Source organism: Bacteroides sp. An279, from assembly GCF_002159615.1.
In the GTDB taxonomy this organism is placed as follows: Bacteria; Bacteroidota; Bacteroidia; order Bacteroidales; family Bacteroidaceae; genus Phocaeicola; species Phocaeicola intestinalis.
Window position 1 is genome coordinate 1 of the sequence record NZ_NFJA01000027.1, and the last position, 15,132, is coordinate 15,132.

Sequence of the window (15,132 nt, forward strand, 5' to 3'; positions counted from 1 at the left end):
GACGAAGAACAGGAGCGAAAAAGACCAAAAAATCGCCCAAAGCACACACGAAAACGGATACATCAAGCCAAGAAAAACTTTTTGGAGAAATTCAAAACAGCTTCTAAGAAACTGCGAGAATCTTCGTGAATCTGCGTTTCTTCTGTCACCATACACCTTTTCATACCCTGACCTTATGCGAAAACCACTCACCTCTTCACAATGTGTCGTGTTAGCCTTGGCTTGGGCAGCACTTTGTTTCATTGTTCTTACTTCCAGCCCACAAATTGACGGCATACTTATCCTGACAATACTCATTTCAGGTGCCCTGGTGTTCATTCCGATTGTCAAAGCGTTAAAAAAGAAACAGCAGAAGTAGTCATTTCCACACAAAAACGAAACAAAAACAACTTTTTGATGTTTTTACTCTGATTTTCTTACTAAATTGTTGCATAAATAAAAAATAATCTATACTTTTACCACATCAAACAATGAGAAGAATATTTAATAACCAATAACAAGATTAGAAGAATGAATGCAGCAAAAGTCCTGGAAGATCTGAAAAGAAGATTTCCCAATGAACCTGAGTACCATCAGGCAGTAGAAGAAGTATTAGGTACAATCGAAGAAGAATACAACAAGCATCCTGAATTCGACAAAGTGAATCTGATTGAACGCTTGTGTATTCCAGACCGTGTTTACCAGTTCCGCGTAACGTGGATGGACGATAAAGGCAACATCCAGACCAACATGGGATACCGTGTACAGCATAACAACGCCATTGGCCCGTATAAAGGCGGTATCCGTTTCCACAGTTCTGTAAACCTCGGTATCCTGAAGTTCCTGGCTTTCGAACAAACATTCAAGAACTCATTGACTACGCTTCCGATGGGTGGAGGCAAAGGTGGTTCAGACTTCTCTCCACGTGGCAAATCAAACGCTGAGGTAATGCGTTTCTGCCAGGCTTTCATGCTGGAATTGTGGCGTCACATTGGCCCTGAAACCGATGTACCTGCCGGTGACATCGGTGTAGGCGGACGTGAAGTAGGCTACATGTTCGGCATGTACAAGAAACTGACCCGTGAATTCAGCGGTGTGCTCACCGGTAAAGGACGCGAATTCGGCGGTTCATTGATTCGCCCCGAAGCAACAGGTTACGGAAATATCTACTTCCTGCTCGAAATGCTGAAGACCCGCAACATTGATATCAAAGGCAAGACCTGTCTGGTATCAGGTGCAGGAAACGTAGCACAATATACAGTAGAAAAACTGATTCAGTTGGGTGCGAAAGTAGTTACAATGTCCGACTCAGACGGTTATATCTACGATCCGGACGGAATCGACCGCGAAAAACTGGATTACATCATGGAACTGAAGAACCTGTATCGTGGACGTATCCGCGAATATGCAGAGAAATACGGCTGCAAATACGTAGCCGGAGCACGTCCTTGGAACGAAAAAGGCGACATTGCCCTTCCTTCTGCCACACAGAATGAAATCAACGGCGATGATGCCAAAGCTTTGGTTGCCAACGGTGTATTCGCTGTATCCGAAGGTGCCAACATGCCTTCTACCCCCGAAGCAATCCGTGTATTCCAGGAAGCGAAGATTCTCTATGCACCAGGTAAGGCAGCTAACGCCGGCGGTGTATCTGTATCAGGTCTGGAAATGACTCAGAACTCCATCAAGCTGAGCTGGAGCCAGGAAGAAGTGGACGAAAAACTGAAGAGCATCATGAAGAACATCCACGAAGCTTGCGTAAAATACGGAACAGAACCCGACGGTTACATCAACTACGTAAAAGGTGCCAACGTAGCCGGATTCATGAAAGTGGCAAATGCCATGATGGCTCAAGGCATCGTATAATTTATACAGGTGCGACAAATTTCAATCCGGCTTCCGTCACAGGAAGCCGGATTTTTTTACGCTTACCCTTCCCCGCCATTCCTATTTTAACACTCACTTTATCAATAGTTACACTTATTTCATTATCTTTGCCGAGTTATTACGCTAAAGCCGATAATGTTATGAATATCCGAAAAATCTTTGCAGGGTTACTTCTTACCCTGGCGGTGTCTTCGTGCATTCAAGACGAAGCCCTGAACGTGGAAGCAGCCATCGATGACTGCACAGGCGAAAACATCCAACTGGCAAGCATAGATGCCACCCACAAAGAAATAGAAATTTATGTGCTCGACGGTACAGATGTATCACAGCAGGAACTGAACTTTACGCTTGCCGACGGCGCAACCATTCAAGCCGACGAAACAGAAGCAGGCGACCAGCCTCCGTATTACGATTTCAGCCAACGCACATTGCGCCGGTTCACCGTGACATCGGAAGACGGAAACACAACCGCCACGTATGTAGTCCGCATCAACAAAATGGAACTTCCCACTCATTATTCGTTCGAAAACCTGCGCGCCACTACGCCCTATCATATTTTCTATCTCACCAATGAGTCGGGCATCATGCAGTGGGCAAGCGGAAACCCAGGCTACGAACTGAGCGGCATGGCACTCGACGAGACGCAATACCCTACCGTACAGGATCCAATAGGCCACAGCGGCAAATGCGTACGTCTTACTACACGTAGCACCGGCTCTTTCGGACTCCCGTTAGGAATGCCCATAGCTTGCGGAAACTTGTTTGTTGGCTCGTTCGACGTACAAAATGCCGTCACAGCTCCACGACAGGCTACCCACTTCGGTTTCCCATTTACCAAAATACCCCAACGCATAACCGGATGGTATAAATACCAAAAAGGTGAGACATTCACCGATGAAAACAATGAAGTACTAAGCGGACAAACCGATATAGGCGACATCTATGCAGTGCTTTACGAAGCTGAGACCAGCGACTATACACTGGATGGCGACCTCTTCCCACTGACCGGAGGCATCAACCCGAATATTGTACTGATGGCACGTATTGGTGAACAAGGCCAACAAGAAATGAAAGAAACCGATGAATGGACTTACTTCGACTTATCATTCGAGGCACAAAACGGCAAGACCGTCGACCCTGAAGGACTGGCAAACGGCAAATACAAACTTGCAATCGCTTTCGCCTCCAGCAGAGGAGGAGGTTATTTCCGAGGAGCGGTAGGAAGCGAACTGTACATAGACGAAGTGGAAATAATCTGCGAATAACCCTTAACACGTAAACAACATGAAAAAATACATATTAACTTTAGCAGTAGCCCTGGCATTCGGCACAGGCATCGCACAGGCACAATGGTCGGAACACAAAGGCTTGCTTTGGTCATCCCTGCACGGATTGGAATACGAATTCAAGGCAGGTGTAAACTTCGGAGGCACTTCCCCACTCCCACTTCCACACGAAATCAGAAGCATCGACAGTTATCGCCCCGGGCTTGCCATCACTATCGAAGGAAACGCTACCAAATGGATAGACGAAGCCAAGAAATGGGGCGTAAGCGTAGGGTTACGCCTCGACAGCAAGAGCATGACCACCCAAGCCACGGTGAAAAACTATGGCATGGAAATCTTCAGTGAGACAGGTGGAAAAATACAAGGACTTTGGACAGGTGGCGTAGAAACAAAAGTAAGGATGTCGCTCCTCACCATCCCCATCCTTGCCAACTATAAGATAGGTGAACGCTGGAAACTGGTATTCGGCCCCTACCTGTCATATATGATGAGCGGGGACTTCGACGGGAACGTCTACGAAGGCCATCTGCGCACTCCCGATGCTACAGGAAGCCGTGTCAACTTTACAGGTGACAACGTCGCTACCTATGACTTTTCCGAAGACCTCCGCCGTTTCCAATGGGGATTACAATTAGGAGGATCATGGCGTGCCTATAAACACCTTACCGTACATGCCGACCTGACATGGGGACTGAATGACATCTTTCAGAAAGATTTCGAAACCATTACATTCGCCATGTACCCCATCTACCTGAACCTCGGGTTCGGATATGTATTCTGAAAATCCGCCCAATAAGAAGCAGTTTTGAATTTATCGTGCGATGATTTTGGGATGAGTTTTTGAGGCATTTTCGCTTCTGTGATGAGGAAAGATAGCGGGCTATCTTCCTCATAGTAAAGACGCAAGATTTTGCGTCTCTACAAAAACTCATCCCAAATCATCGCACGATAAATAAAAAAGAAGGAAACCTCCGTGAAGATTTCCTCCCTGCCAACCGTCCTGATGCGGTTGAATGTTCGTATGTACGTTGTCTGTATCTCATATTTGGATGATTGCCCTCCAGCCTTGAATTTCAAAAAGAATATAGTCGTGCAAGATGGTTTCCATTTCCTGTTGGGAGACCGAATGCATCAGCAGTTCTTCGAACAGGGTGAACATCCATACCGTATGCAGGTGGATGATAAAATCGGACACCGCCGTATTGATTTCGGGATGCTCCTGCTGCATGGACGCGAACCATGCCTTGACCACTTCCATAGAACGGTCGGTGTAGTTCTCGCGGAAATGTTCCAATGAAATAGCCAATATACGGTCGCGTATGTCTTCTTTCAGCACTTGCATGTATGATAAAACAATGTTTTCATTTTGCAAAGGTACTGGGTCGGTGTTTATCTGACAATACCTATTTTTAGGGATTTTATATCTTTATTCCAAGCCATCCGGCTCAGTCATACAAGTAAAAACATCCGGTCCATCAGATGCCATTTCTCTGCCGATGTGCTTCCGGGAAGACACTCTTGAAAACGTGTCACACATTCTTCCCACTCCGCCTGCCGTGGCAAAGAAGCGAGCCGTTTCATAGCTACATTCCAATCAAAGTCAAGCGGAGTTTCTACTATCATGAACAACTTATTGCCATAAATGTAGATTTCCATCTCCAAGATACCCACCTCACGGATTCCCCTCTGTACCTCAGGCCATGCATATTCACGGCTGTGCAACTTGCGGTATTCGGCAATAAGCGCGCGATTGTCCTTCAAGTCAAGCGTCTGGCAATAACGTTTGACCGGAATATCGTATGTCTTTGTTTGATATCCTTCGTAATCCATTGTCTTCTGTACATTTTAGTTAAACCTGCCAGTGAACGTATCTTTACCGGCGACTGCATATACTTTCATGAAAAGCCGTATCTATGTGGACTCCCAACCCGTCTTTATCTGATGCGGAAAACCGGAGCTATTTGGTTGAGCGGTTCAGCAGGCAAGGTGATGGCAAGCCCCCCGGCGGTACGTTCCGCCTGCACCTTTCCATATCCTAGCAAAGTCACTTCGTGTATCTCTTCGGGATACAATTCCGAACCTGCCGCCAGTGACTTGATGATTACGGTATGGCTTTCGGGCCATCCAAGTGCAGTAGCATATAATACATCACCTTTTTGCGTGAAACGGATTTCTTTCGAGTCTGCCTTGTTATACGAACCTTCGTTGAAACCCTGCGCGTTGAGCGGAATATCCTCTTCAGCTATCGGTCCTTCGCCAAACACTTTCCACGGACGGGTATCATAAACGGCTTCCTTGTTGATGTCCATCCAGGCACCGAACTCGTTCAGGATTTTTTCTTCCTTCTCGTCAAACGTCCCGTCGGCACGGAGCGGCACGCTCAGCAACAGGTTTCCGTTCTTGCTCACGATGTCCATCAAAAGCTTTACGACATACGAAGCCGACTTGTAGCCATTGTTCTCATAAATGGAGGTATTGTAGTGCCAGCCTCCGATACACGAACAGGATTGCCACGGCTCCGGAATCGCCTTGTTGGGAGCTCCGCGTTCCACATCCCAAACCAATGCCTTACGCTGGTCTTCGTTCAGAATCTTACCAAACATTACGGCTTCCAATTTGCCATTGTGCGTAGCCATGCTATGGTTATAAAAATGTGCGGCAATCTTCAATCCCGCATCGCTTACCGGATAAAAAGGCAATACCGTCACATCGAAATACAACAAATCGGGGTTGTAACGGTTGATGACATCCAGCGTGCGGTTATAGAAATTGGTTGCAAATTCTTGCGAAGGAGGACATGCACCGTTCTCCCATCCCCACTGGCGATGAATCATGCCATTATCCCAGCTGTTCTCGCTCAGCGGATGGTTCTGTGCATAGAGATCTTGCGGGTCATAGCCTTCCCACCACTTGCCTTTCCCGTCCGCCTTGGTCAGCTTCCCGTCATAAGGGATGCCTTTCATGGGACCGATGGTGTCATGCCGCTGGGCTACTTCGTACCACGTCCACGCATGGTCGGCATGCAAACTGACTCCGAAATACAATCCGTATTTGCGGGCTGCCTTCTCCCAACCGGCAAGGATATTCTTCTTCGGTCCCATATTGATGGAGTTCCAAGGCTGGTATTTGCTATCCCATAAATCAAAATTATCATGATGATTTCCCAACACAAAGAAATACTGCGCCCCTATCTTCTTATAAAACGCCACCAGTTTGTCCGGATCCCAGCGTTCTGCCTTAAAGAGAGGAATAACATCCTTGAAACCAAACTCCGAGGGATGCCCGTAATGCTTTACATGATATTCATATTCAGGAGAGCCCTCTATATACATTGAACGTGCCATCCAGTCGCCCGATCCTTCTACACACTGCGGTCCCCAGTGTGCCCAGATGCCGAACTTGGCATTGCGGAACCACTCCGGCACCTGGTATTGTTTCAACGACTCCCACGTAGGCTCGAACTTTCCTTTCATCATCGGTTCATCTCTTTCCGATACAGGCACCTGATAAGTCTGGGCATACAGCCCTGCAGATAAAAATAAAGATGCAATCAAGAGTTTTGTTTTCATACGTATAAGTGTTTAGTGTTTTTCTGATAACAAAGATACGAACATACGGCAAACCACAATAGGACAAAGCAGGAAGTTTATGGATAAAATCGACAAACCGTTATTTTTATATCTTCAAACGAAAACAAAAACGATTTATATTTCATAAATTTGCACCCAAAAAAAGAAAAAAGTTAACTTTAAAAAGCCATATAAAAACACCTATTAATATATGAGTTTACAAGTAGACCAATTGCATCCCTTAGTATTGAATGTGGGCTTAGCCATACAAGATGCTGACTGGAACTGGAAGAACGTGAGCAGCCCTTTCAGCCGTTTATATTATGTTACTGAAGGTGAGGCTAAAATACAATTTGCAGACGGTATATATACATTACACCCCAACCATTTATACTTCATCCCTGCTTTTACACGACATACCTATATCTGCAATTCGCGTTTCGTGCATTACTACTTGCATATTTACGACGACCATAAATCAGATGAGGACTGGCTGGAATTATGGGACTTTCCGTTCGAGATACCAACAGGGAAATGGGAATTGCAGTTATTTGAACGCTTATGCGAAATAAACCCGCACATGAGCTTGCAGAAGTCCGATCCATCCACCTACGACAACAATCCTACCCTGATGAAAAGCCTGATGAAAAACAGGCAACGCGCTTTTTGCGACAAAGTGGAATCGAGAGGCATTGTGCTCCAGCTGCTCGCCCGCCTGTTTAAACAAGCGAAATCGAAAATAGAGACCAAAGACAACCGCATCGTAAAATCCGTCTTATACATACACAGGCACATCGGTGAAACAATCAGCCTGAACACACTGGTGGAAAACGCCTGCCTGTCGAAAGACCATTTCATCCGTCTTTTCAAAAGTGAAATGAACATGACCCCGCTCCAGTACATCAACCAGAAAAAAATAGAAAAGGCACAACTGCTCCTGATTACGGAAGCATTATCTGTAAAAGAAATTTCTTTCCGACTGGCTTTTGATGATTATTCCTACTTCAATCGCTTGTTTAAAAAACTGACCGGCATGACACCACAAGAGTACAGACATACTTACCGATAATAATCGGTGCCAAGGAGCTTCCACTTCATATGTCCATCAGTTGCTTTTCCAAGCCAAGCCAGAACATTTGCTTAGTCCGACAATCCCATTCGCATGGCTGCCTTGCCTGTAAGATTATTAATCTTCATACCGAAAGATTATTAATCTTCACGCTGTAAGATTATTAATCTTACAACCGATGCAGCTATATGCTTCAAGTTCTTATTGACATTAATGTCGTTTTGCGGAATCAGGAAATAGCGGTTATGAGGAGACCAAGTACGTGTTTCAAACTGATAGTACACCGATGCCAATCCGGCAATCGCTTGCACCGTACTCATGACCGGCTTGCCGGCAAGCTCATCGGCAGTAACAGACGACACGGCACCAGTCAAATTCACTCTTTTCAGCATACCGTAGCCTACCACCACTTCATCCAACACTTCTGTATCTTCTTCCAGAATGATCCGCATCTGCTTTCCCAAAGCAACCGGAATTTCTTGAATGGCATAACCTACATAGCTGACGCGCAACACGTCGACTTCACAATTGTCCACAATAAACTTTCCGTCAGTACACATATATAATGAATATCCCACTCAACAGCTTACAAACGCAACCTCATACAGACAGCCCGACATGCTTTAGAATGATGAAATGAAAAGCTAACACATCATCCCGATAAACATATACAACTGGACACAATTTAACCGTGTTGCTAGCACAATTATATACCATCAATTCCCTAAAATGCAAAAAAAGCCCTCCTTTATAATATTTTTTCGGCCAAGTTGTTGCATAATTCAAAATAACCTTGTACCTTTGCCACGCAATTAAGGAAAACACTCTTCAGTAGCTCAGTCGGTTAGAGCATCTGACTGTTAATCAGAGGGTCGTTGGTTCAAGTCCAACCTGAAGAGCAAAAAAGTTCGTTCGAAAGACGAACTTTTTTTATAACCATTAACAAACAAATCATTATGGACGATTCAAACTCGCGAACGTATACCGAAATTATTAACCGCTTCTTTGCAGAAGCAAGCGGAGAATGAACGCTCTGATGATTCATGCTTGCTCCTGTATGAAAGCCAAACAAGAAAGGAGTAAAGCACATGAGAAAATACCTTTACTGCGAAGCTGGATTTGTAGAAAAGAAAAACTGGCTTCCCGGATGCTGGGTAAACGTAGAATGCCCTACCGATGATGATTTCAAATTCCTGACAGAAACTCTGAAAGTTCCAACTGCCTTCCTACATGATATCGCCGACACTGACGAACGGCCACGTACAGATACAGAAGGCAACTGGCAGCTCATTATCGTACGTATTCCGATACAGACACAAAGCAGCAAAGTGCCCTACAGCACCATCCCCATCGGCATCATTACCAACGATGAGATAACCGTGTCCGTATGTTATCATTCCAGCGAATTGATTCCGGACTTTATCCAGCATACCCAACGCAAACAAATCCAGGTTCCCAACAAGTACGAACTAATCCTGCGCATCATCTATTCGTCGGCCGTATGGTTTCTGAAATATCTGAAACAAATCAATAATGAGGTGTCGAGTGCAGAAAAAGAACTGGAACGAAGCATCCGAAACGAAGACTTGCTGCGCCTGATGAACTTACAGAAAAGCCTGGTGTATTTCAACACCTCCATCCGTGGGAATGAAGTAATGATAAGCAAATTCCAGAATATTTTCGGGACAAAAGACAGGGAAAACAAAGAATTGACCGAAGACGTACTGATTGAATTAAAACAGGCACGCAACATGGTGAACATCTATAGCGACATCCTGACGGGAACAATGGATGCGTTTGCATCAATCATCTCGAACAATGTAAATACCATCATGCGGCGCATGACCACCTTATCCATCGTATTAATGGTGCCTACGCTGATAGCCAGCTTTTATGGGATGAACGTCGATATCAACGTGGAACACATGCCCCATGCCTTCTCCCTCATCGTCTGCTTGTCTGTCATCCTTTCGGCATTGGCATTCATCGTATTCCGGAAAATAAAATGGTTTTAGGACTTATATGGAACACAGAGGCACAGAGACACGGAGAATAATATGCTAATCTGCCTTCGTGCCTCCGTGTTTTCTTCATTTTTTATAATTGAGCTGTCAATGTTTTCTTGGCGGGCGGGAAACAGATTGAATTATCGCAGCATTGATAGCTGACCGTACACTTCACTTCCCCTTTGCCCGTACCGCTTATTTTCTGACGGAAAAGGCAATCACCCGTATAAATGGTTGTTTTCGTGGCACCCAGCTGCGTAAAGGCAGGCGTTATCAAGTCGCCTTCCAGCTTACAGCCTTCGGGTAACGAAAACTCCAGTTCTGTCGGAAGGAACGGGTCTTCTTCCGATACCTGTGCATAGGTATGATATCCGGTATGCACTTTCATCCGGACCACCAGCTCGCGGCTGCCATCTGCCAAGGTCTCCACGTCCATCGACAAAGCCACAGGATTCTTCTCGTCCGTATCTTGCGCCAATGCCGGTTTCTTCGCTTCGTCCTGCCCGGCAGCTTTCAACACGCTGTAATCGTTTCCGGGAACAGAACGGTCTTGCGTGTCGACCAGCCACAACCAGCCGCCGGCTTCGGTAAAGAAGAGTTTGTCCCGATAGGTGTCATACCAGTCACGCCATTCGGCAGGAGCAGCGAAACGGCACAACGTATAGCGGTGCAACACGCGAGTCGCCAGTTCGGGTTCCACTCCTTTTTCGAGCATCGTGATGCAAGAATCCAACAGATGCTTGTCATTGTTGGCAATGCCCAAGGTGCGCACGTCTTCATCGATATCCAGGTCGTAACCCTCGGCAGTGGGATGGAACCAGTCGCGGTTCTTGTCGAAATAGCGCTGATATTCCGTGGCATCGTCCCCGAACACGTGATAAAGGGCAGGGAAACGCTGCTTCATGTACTCGGCATACGTCGGTTCCTTCGGTTGCCGGGAGTCCATGGACAAGTATATCTTCTCCGTGGCATCCAGTTCCTGGCCCTGTTCCTGTTTCGCTAAAGCCACTTTCTTGACACTGTCCACCGACTGATAGAACCGCCGGTGTGCTTCGTTGGATTCCTGCCAAGCCTTGCGCGACGCCGAGAACTTGCTGCGGTCGACAGACTTGCGCGTGGCGATGGTCTCGTCCAGCTTGCGGGCGATGATGTGCTGGCCGGAGAACTTCGATATGTAGACGATGGCATTCGCCAAGGCCGCCTTTCCCGCCTCGGTCAGGTAATCAGGCGAAGCGGAAAATCCCCAATGGAAGAAGTTGCCGTGACGGCCGATGGCCACGGCGTCGATGCTCTTGGCACATGCGCCGCTGGAGATGACTTCCGCTTCCGGCGAGTCGAGGAAACCTTCGGGACGGCTCACCATGCCGATGCGGTAGGAGCGGTCGGTGGTGTACGACTTGGTCTGCACCGTCCACATCTCCGTCTCGGCGGGCAACGTGTAGCCGTCCATCTCGGCATACTCGAAAGCCATCGGGGGCGTGGGCTTCATCTCGGGTTGAATCTTCACCTTGAAAGGTCCCTGGAAAATCGGATGGTCCTTCTTCCAGCCCAAGGCGTCCGCATCCAGGCAGAGGCAGAACCAGTCACACTTGGTGCCGATGCTGCGCCCGATGTCCTCGCTGGCGTTGGCGATGCAGAGGGCGGCACGGTCGAAGTCGTCCGGCAGGTAGGCCACAGGCTCATACTTGGTGATTCTGCCCTGGGCGTCAAACTCGCGCACTTCGGGACGAATCGGGCGGGGCCTGCCGTCGAACACCGTCACATCGTATGCATCGGACATCGACGGGAGATACTCCTTGGCGTCAATCACCTTCACCTTGCGGAAGCGCGACTTCAGGAACTTGGCGAAAGAGGCCATGCGGGCTTGTGCCGACCGGGCCAACGTCGCGCTGTCCACTTCCACGCCGCCGACAACATCCAGCTCGGGGGAACCGCCCACATACAACACACTCACAGGCTGCTTGCCCTGGGCAAGCACGCATTGCATCGCGAACACGCAAAGCAATGCCGACAAAATAATCCGTTTCATATTCATCCTACGTCTTTTCGTTTCATCTCACTTGAACAATTCCTCCAAATAGGTGTAAAACTCGGGGCTCTCGCCTACCACCACCTTCAGGATTTTCCCCTCGGGGCTGATGACGACCTTCGTCGGATAGCCCTCGACGGCATACAGCGCGCTCACGTCCACGTCGCCTTCGTTCAGCACGTTGAGCCACGGCAGCTGGTGTTTCTCCACCGCCGCCTTCCAGCGCTTCTCCGTGTCGCGGCAGGCGATGCCGACAATCTCCATCTTGTCCTTGTACTTGGCGTAGGCCTCCTTCATCTCGGGGAAACCCTTGATGCACCACGCGCACCAGCTGCCCCAGAAGTCGAGCACCACATACTTGCCCCGCAGCGAAGAAAGCGCCAAGGACTTGCCATGCAAGTCATTCAACGTGAAGTCCGGGGCATCGGCGCCCGTCTGGAGCGTCGCCCCATGTGCCATCCGGACGTCCATCCCGGAGGCAACGTCGCCGGCCGGCCGCGCAAAGGCGCACGCACACACCAGCATCAAGCCGAAAAACAATTCTTTTCTCATCGTGTTTGATAGTTTGTTTGGTTAATTTCCGAAAATTTCCTTCAATTTGGCATCCAACGCCTCATCTTCGAACTTGCCGATGATGTTGCCATCTTTGTCTATCAGGTACTTGGTCGGCAAATAATGAATGGCATAGAGGTCGCTAATGTCGTTGGTATGATCCATGCCATCCACGCCTTTGCTGCGGTCCCATTTCAAACCGCGCAACACATGATAGAAATCCTGAATGCCGTCTTTCTCTATCACTTCTTTCCACGTGTCGGGCTTGCTGTCATCGTCTGCCACACAGAACACCTCCAATCCCTTCGCGTGATATTTCTTGTAGAGTTCCTTCACATGGGGGAAACTCTTACGACACGGCACGCACCACGTCGCCCAAAAGTCAAGCAGAACGTATTTACCCTTGAGGTCGGCAATGCCGATGGAATCACCCTTCCAGGTCACGGCACGGAAAAGAGGAGCAGGCCTACCTGGCTGCACACGTTCCAATGCCGCCAATCCGTCACGGACACTCCCGACATTCCCGTATTGTTTCACTTCGGGAGCCATGTTGTCATAAATCGACTTCAGTTCATCATACGTCATGTTTCCCATCAGGAAAGGCAAATAGCTGAGAGCCACAAACGAATGCGGACGAGACTTGACAAAAGACAGCTGAATGCCTTTCGCACTGTCGGCATACATCTCCTGTTGTTTCTGGAAATAAGCCTTCCGCTCGGCAGATGCATTTCCTGAAACCGAATCGCGCATTGCCTGAACATAGGCGTAAAGCGGGTCGAGGACAGTATTCAGGCTGTCGCTTTCCGCCTGCGCCGCAGAGCCTGTTACTTCCGGCTTCGAGAAATTGGCCGTATCGATAGCAACGGTCAGTTCGCCCGACTCAATGAACAGCCCGGCATATTTCACATTGCGGTAATCCATCGGATTGCCGATGTACAGCGTGGCTTGCGCCACAGGGACTTCCATCGGTCGCGAGAAGCGGAACGCACCGTTGGCTATGCGTGTGCTATCGGTCACTTGCACGGTATCGCGCACGGTATAGGCGAGGTGAATCCACTCGCCTTCGTGGCCGTTGATGGTCCCGTCCAGTCTCAACTCGTTGTCGGGCTGCGAAGCGCAACCCGCCATCAGCGTGCAACCCACCAGGGCTGCCGCCCAAAAATGTTTTGTCGTCATGTCACAATCGTCGTTTTTGATGTTTTTTCTGTTGTTTTTGCCGCCGTACCCCTGCGGCACGGTTTCCAAGCCCTCCGGAGTGTCGCCGTACCCCTGCACGGGGGGTTACTTATAGTTCTGCGTGATGTTCGGGTTGTTCGACAGCACGTTCTGGCCGAAGGGGAATATCCACAGCGGCGAGTCGGGCGTCAGCGTGTAGGTGTTGCCCGCCAAGGTCTTGGTGAAGGTCTCTTCCCAGCCGCTCACCTGGTTCCAGCGCTTGCGATGGATGAAGTTGTAGACCGAATAGATGTTCTCGCCGTGCGACACCTGCTTGAGGTGACGGATGGCGTCGGCCTCGGTGGTCACCGTGCCTTCCAGCGGCTGGTAAGTCTCCGGCGCGAGGCGGTTGACGCGGATGGCGTCGAGGGCATGCATCGCCTCGGCGTAGTTGCCCTTGTGGATTTCCGCCTCGGCCACGATGAGGTACATCTGCGTGGTCCTCAGCCCCGCCATGTTCCAGCCCGAGCTCAGGTCCATGGTCATGATGTAACGGTCGTCCAGTCCCAGCGAGGTCGTCGCCATGCCTGGCATAGTGCCGGCATACATCTTTTTATCGGTGTCTATCAGTTCCAGCGTGGCATATCCCGGCTCGAAGCGCTCCATCGACTCAGGGGTCAGGGCTTCGAAGTACTCCATGTAATAGGTGAAGAACATGTCTTCCTGGCACTCCAGTTGCGGACGGAGCAACACGTTGTAGGGATTGCCGGTCGCGTCGGCGGAAGTGGTCAGCATCTCGTAGTAGTTGTCCACCGCGCCGTTGAGGGCAAGAGCCTGGCGTGCCGCCTCTTCGGCTTTGTCGAACCGCTGCATGCTCAGCAGCGCCAGTGCCTTGACGGCATAGGCGCAAGGCTTGCTCATGCGCATGCGGTTCACCGCCACGGTGGGCATCCCGTCGAGGTCGATGGCCTCCTGCACGTCGGCGAGGATGTGGTCGTACACCTCCTGCACGGTCATCTTCACCGTGGGCTGCGCCACGTCCTGAGTCTCGAGCACGTAGGGCACGCCCGGGTCTTCGGCCGCCGTGGCGGGATTGTATGCCTTGGCAAACTTGTTCACCACGAGGTAGTGGAAATAGGCACGCAGGGTCAACGCCTCGCAGCGCAACTGGTTTTTCACCGCCGGGTCGCCCGTGGCGGCGTCGATGTGCGAGAGGATGGGGTTCGCCACCTGGCCGATGACGCCATAATACGAGTCATATTCATCATCGCTGGCGGTCAGTTCCGCCAGCCTGTCCTGCAGCGAGGCGTCCCACTCGAGGATGATGGAAGTGCGCGTCGGCGTGGGCTGGCTCAGCAGGTTCGGGACGTTGTTCAACGTCGTGATGACATCGCCCAGGAATTGCGGTCCGTCGCCCGAACTCATCTCATAGGGACGGTTGAGCAGCATTTCGAGCTGCGTGGTAGTGGAAAGCAGGTTCTTTCCTTTGGGCTGCACGTCGGTAAAATCGGAGCAGGAGCTGACGAGCATCGCCCCTCCCAGCAGGCAGCCATAGAGTATGTGTTTCGTTTTCATCTTTTTCATTGTCTTTTTATGGTTT

General features: G+C 49.4%; 12 protein-coding genes, 1 tRNA gene and 2 pseudogenes. 7 read left to right on the forward strand and 8 right to left on the reverse strand.

The genetic code is table 11. From position 1 onward, the window contains the following. Positions 1 to 175 precede the first annotated feature (175 nt). From B5F78_RS17795 to B5F78_RS06595, 4 genes are all read left to right on the forward strand, one after another. Positions 176 to 358, forward strand: a complete 183-nt coding sequence (locus B5F78_RS17795; RefSeq protein ID WP_087250885.1) for a hypothetical protein — start codon at positions 176 to 178, stop codon at positions 356 to 358. Positions 359 to 510: 152 nt separating this feature from the next. After that, positions 511 to 1,845, forward strand: a complete 1,335-nt coding sequence (locus tag B5F78_RS06585; RefSeq protein WP_013617649.1) for an NADP-specific glutamate dehydrogenase — start codon at positions 511 to 513, stop codon at positions 1,843 to 1,845. 161 nt (positions 1,846 to 2,006) lie between these two features. Further along, positions 2,007 to 3,131 carry a PCMD domain-containing protein gene (locus tag B5F78_RS06590; RefSeq protein ID WP_087210754.1) on the forward strand — a complete coding sequence of 375 codons (1,125 nt, stop codon included), beginning with the start codon at positions 2,007 to 2,009 and terminating at the stop codon, positions 3,129 to 3,131. Between the two features lie 19 nt (positions 3,132 to 3,150). Continuing rightward, positions 3,151 to 3,933 carry a porin family protein gene (locus tag B5F78_RS06595; protein WP_087406336.1) on the forward strand — a complete coding sequence of 261 codons (783 nt, stop codon included), beginning with the start codon at positions 3,151 to 3,153 and terminating at the stop codon, positions 3,931 to 3,933. A 258-nt stretch (positions 3,934 to 4,191) separates the two neighbouring features. Here the strand turns inward: B5F78_RS06595 and B5F78_RS06600 are convergent. The 3 genes and pseudogenes from B5F78_RS06600 to B5F78_RS06610 all read right to left on the reverse strand — a co-directional run. Next, positions 4,192 to 4,449: pseudogene (locus B5F78_RS06600) on the reverse strand (TetR/AcrR family transcriptional regulator); the annotation flags it as partial. 152 nt (positions 4,450 to 4,601) lie between these two features. After that, on the reverse strand, positions 4,602 to 4,982 hold the full coding sequence (locus tag B5F78_RS06605) for an L-rhamnose mutarotase (RefSeq protein ID WP_087406337.1): 381 nt from the start codon (positions 4,980 to 4,982) through the stop codon (positions 4,602 to 4,604). Positions 4,983 to 5,086: 104 nt separating this feature from the next. Next, positions 5,087 to 6,721 carry an alpha-L-fucosidase gene (locus B5F78_RS06610; RefSeq protein ID WP_022040235.1) on the reverse strand — a complete coding sequence of 545 codons (1,635 nt, stop codon included), beginning with the start codon at positions 6,719 to 6,721 and terminating at the stop codon, positions 5,087 to 5,089. A 211-nt stretch (positions 6,722 to 6,932) separates the two neighbouring features. Here B5F78_RS06610 and B5F78_RS06615 point away from each other — a divergent pair, with 211 nt between their 5' ends. Then, positions 6,933 to 7,790, forward strand: coding sequence for a helix-turn-helix domain-containing protein (locus tag B5F78_RS06615; RefSeq protein WP_087406338.1), 858 nt, complete (start codon positions 6,933 to 6,935; stop codon positions 7,788 to 7,790). A 140-nt stretch (positions 7,791 to 7,930) separates the two neighbouring features. Here the strand turns inward: B5F78_RS06615 and B5F78_RS06620 are convergent, their stop codons facing one another. Then, entirely contained in the window at positions 7,931 to 8,368 is a 438-nt protein-coding gene (locus B5F78_RS06620) for a hypothetical protein (RefSeq protein ID WP_140400066.1), read from the reverse strand. 247 nt (positions 8,369 to 8,615) lie between these two features. Between B5F78_RS06620 and B5F78_RS06625 the strand changes: the two genes are divergently transcribed. Next, positions 8,616 to 8,689 (forward strand) — tRNA-Asn (locus B5F78_RS06625). A 189-nt stretch (positions 8,690 to 8,878) separates the two neighbouring features. After that, positions 8,879 to 9,805 (forward strand): magnesium transporter CorA family protein, encoded by a 927-nt coding sequence (locus tag B5F78_RS06630; protein ID WP_087406340.1) that lies wholly within the window; start codon positions 8,879 to 8,881, stop codon positions 9,803 to 9,805. 82 nt (positions 9,806 to 9,887) lie between these two features. On the opposite strand, the gene B5F78_RS06635 is transcribed toward B5F78_RS06630, so the two are convergent. The 4 genes and pseudogenes from B5F78_RS06635 to B5F78_RS06650 form a co-directional block, all read right to left on the reverse strand. Further along, entirely contained in the window at positions 9,888 to 11,825 is a 1,938-nt protein-coding gene (locus tag B5F78_RS06635) for a protein-disulfide reductase DsbD domain-containing protein (RefSeq protein WP_225226266.1), read from the reverse strand. Positions 11,826 to 11,852: 27 nt separating this feature from the next. Then, positions 11,853 to 12,257: pseudogene (locus B5F78_RS06640) on the reverse strand (peroxiredoxin family protein); the annotation flags it as partial. Positions 12,258 to 12,398: 141 nt separating this feature from the next. After that, positions 12,399 to 13,553, reverse strand: a complete 1,155-nt coding sequence (locus tag B5F78_RS06645; RefSeq protein ID WP_140400068.1) for a TlpA disulfide reductase family protein — start codon at positions 13,551 to 13,553, stop codon at positions 12,399 to 12,401. Between the two features lie 105 nt (positions 13,554 to 13,658). Next, on the reverse strand, positions 13,659 to 15,107 hold the full coding sequence (locus B5F78_RS06650) for a RagB/SusD family nutrient uptake outer membrane protein (RefSeq protein ID WP_206421927.1): 1,449 nt from the start codon (positions 15,105 to 15,107) through the stop codon (positions 13,659 to 13,661). Between the last annotated feature and the right edge of the window lie 25 nt (positions 15,108 to 15,132).

What these genes read in the sequence shown, in the direction of transcription:
- B5F78_RS17795 (WP_087250885.1), top strand. Translation starts at nt 176, where the DNA reads ATGCGAAAACCACTCACCTCTTCACAATGTGTCGTGTTAGCCTTGGCT.
- B5F78_RS06585 (WP_013617649.1), top strand. Translation starts at nt 511, where the DNA reads ATGAATGCAGCAAAAGTCCTGGAAGATCTGAAAAGAAGATTTCCCAAT.
- B5F78_RS06590 (WP_087210754.1), top strand. Translation starts at nt 2,007, where the DNA reads ATGAATATCCGAAAAATCTTTGCAGGGTTACTTCTTACCCTGGCGGTG.
- B5F78_RS06595 (WP_087406336.1), top strand. Translation starts at nt 3,151, where the DNA reads ATGAAAAAATACATATTAACTTTAGCAGTAGCCCTGGCATTCGGCACA.
- B5F78_RS06605 (WP_087406337.1), bottom strand. Translation starts at nt 4,982, where the DNA reads ATGGATTACGAAGGATATCAAACAAAGACATACGATATTCCGGTCAAA.
- B5F78_RS06610 (WP_022040235.1), bottom strand. Translation starts at nt 6,721, where the DNA reads ATGAAAACAAAACTCTTGATTGCATCTTTATTTTTATCTGCAGGGCTG.
- B5F78_RS06615 (WP_087406338.1), top strand. Translation starts at nt 6,933, where the DNA reads ATGAGTTTACAAGTAGACCAATTGCATCCCTTAGTATTGAATGTGGGC.
- B5F78_RS06630 (WP_087406340.1), top strand. Translation starts at nt 8,879, where the DNA reads ATGAGAAAATACCTTTACTGCGAAGCTGGATTTGTAGAAAAGAAAAAC.
- B5F78_RS06635 (WP_225226266.1), bottom strand. Translation starts at nt 11,825, where the DNA reads ATGAAACGGATTATTTTGTCGGCATTGCTTTGCGTGTTCGCGATGCAA.
- B5F78_RS06645 (WP_140400068.1), bottom strand. Translation starts at nt 13,553, where the DNA reads ATGACGACAAAACATTTTTGGGCGGCAGCCCTGGTGGGTTGCACGCTG.
- B5F78_RS06650 (WP_206421927.1), bottom strand. Translation starts at nt 15,107, where the DNA reads ATGAAAACGAAACACATACTCTATGGCTGCCTGCTGGGAGGGGCGATG.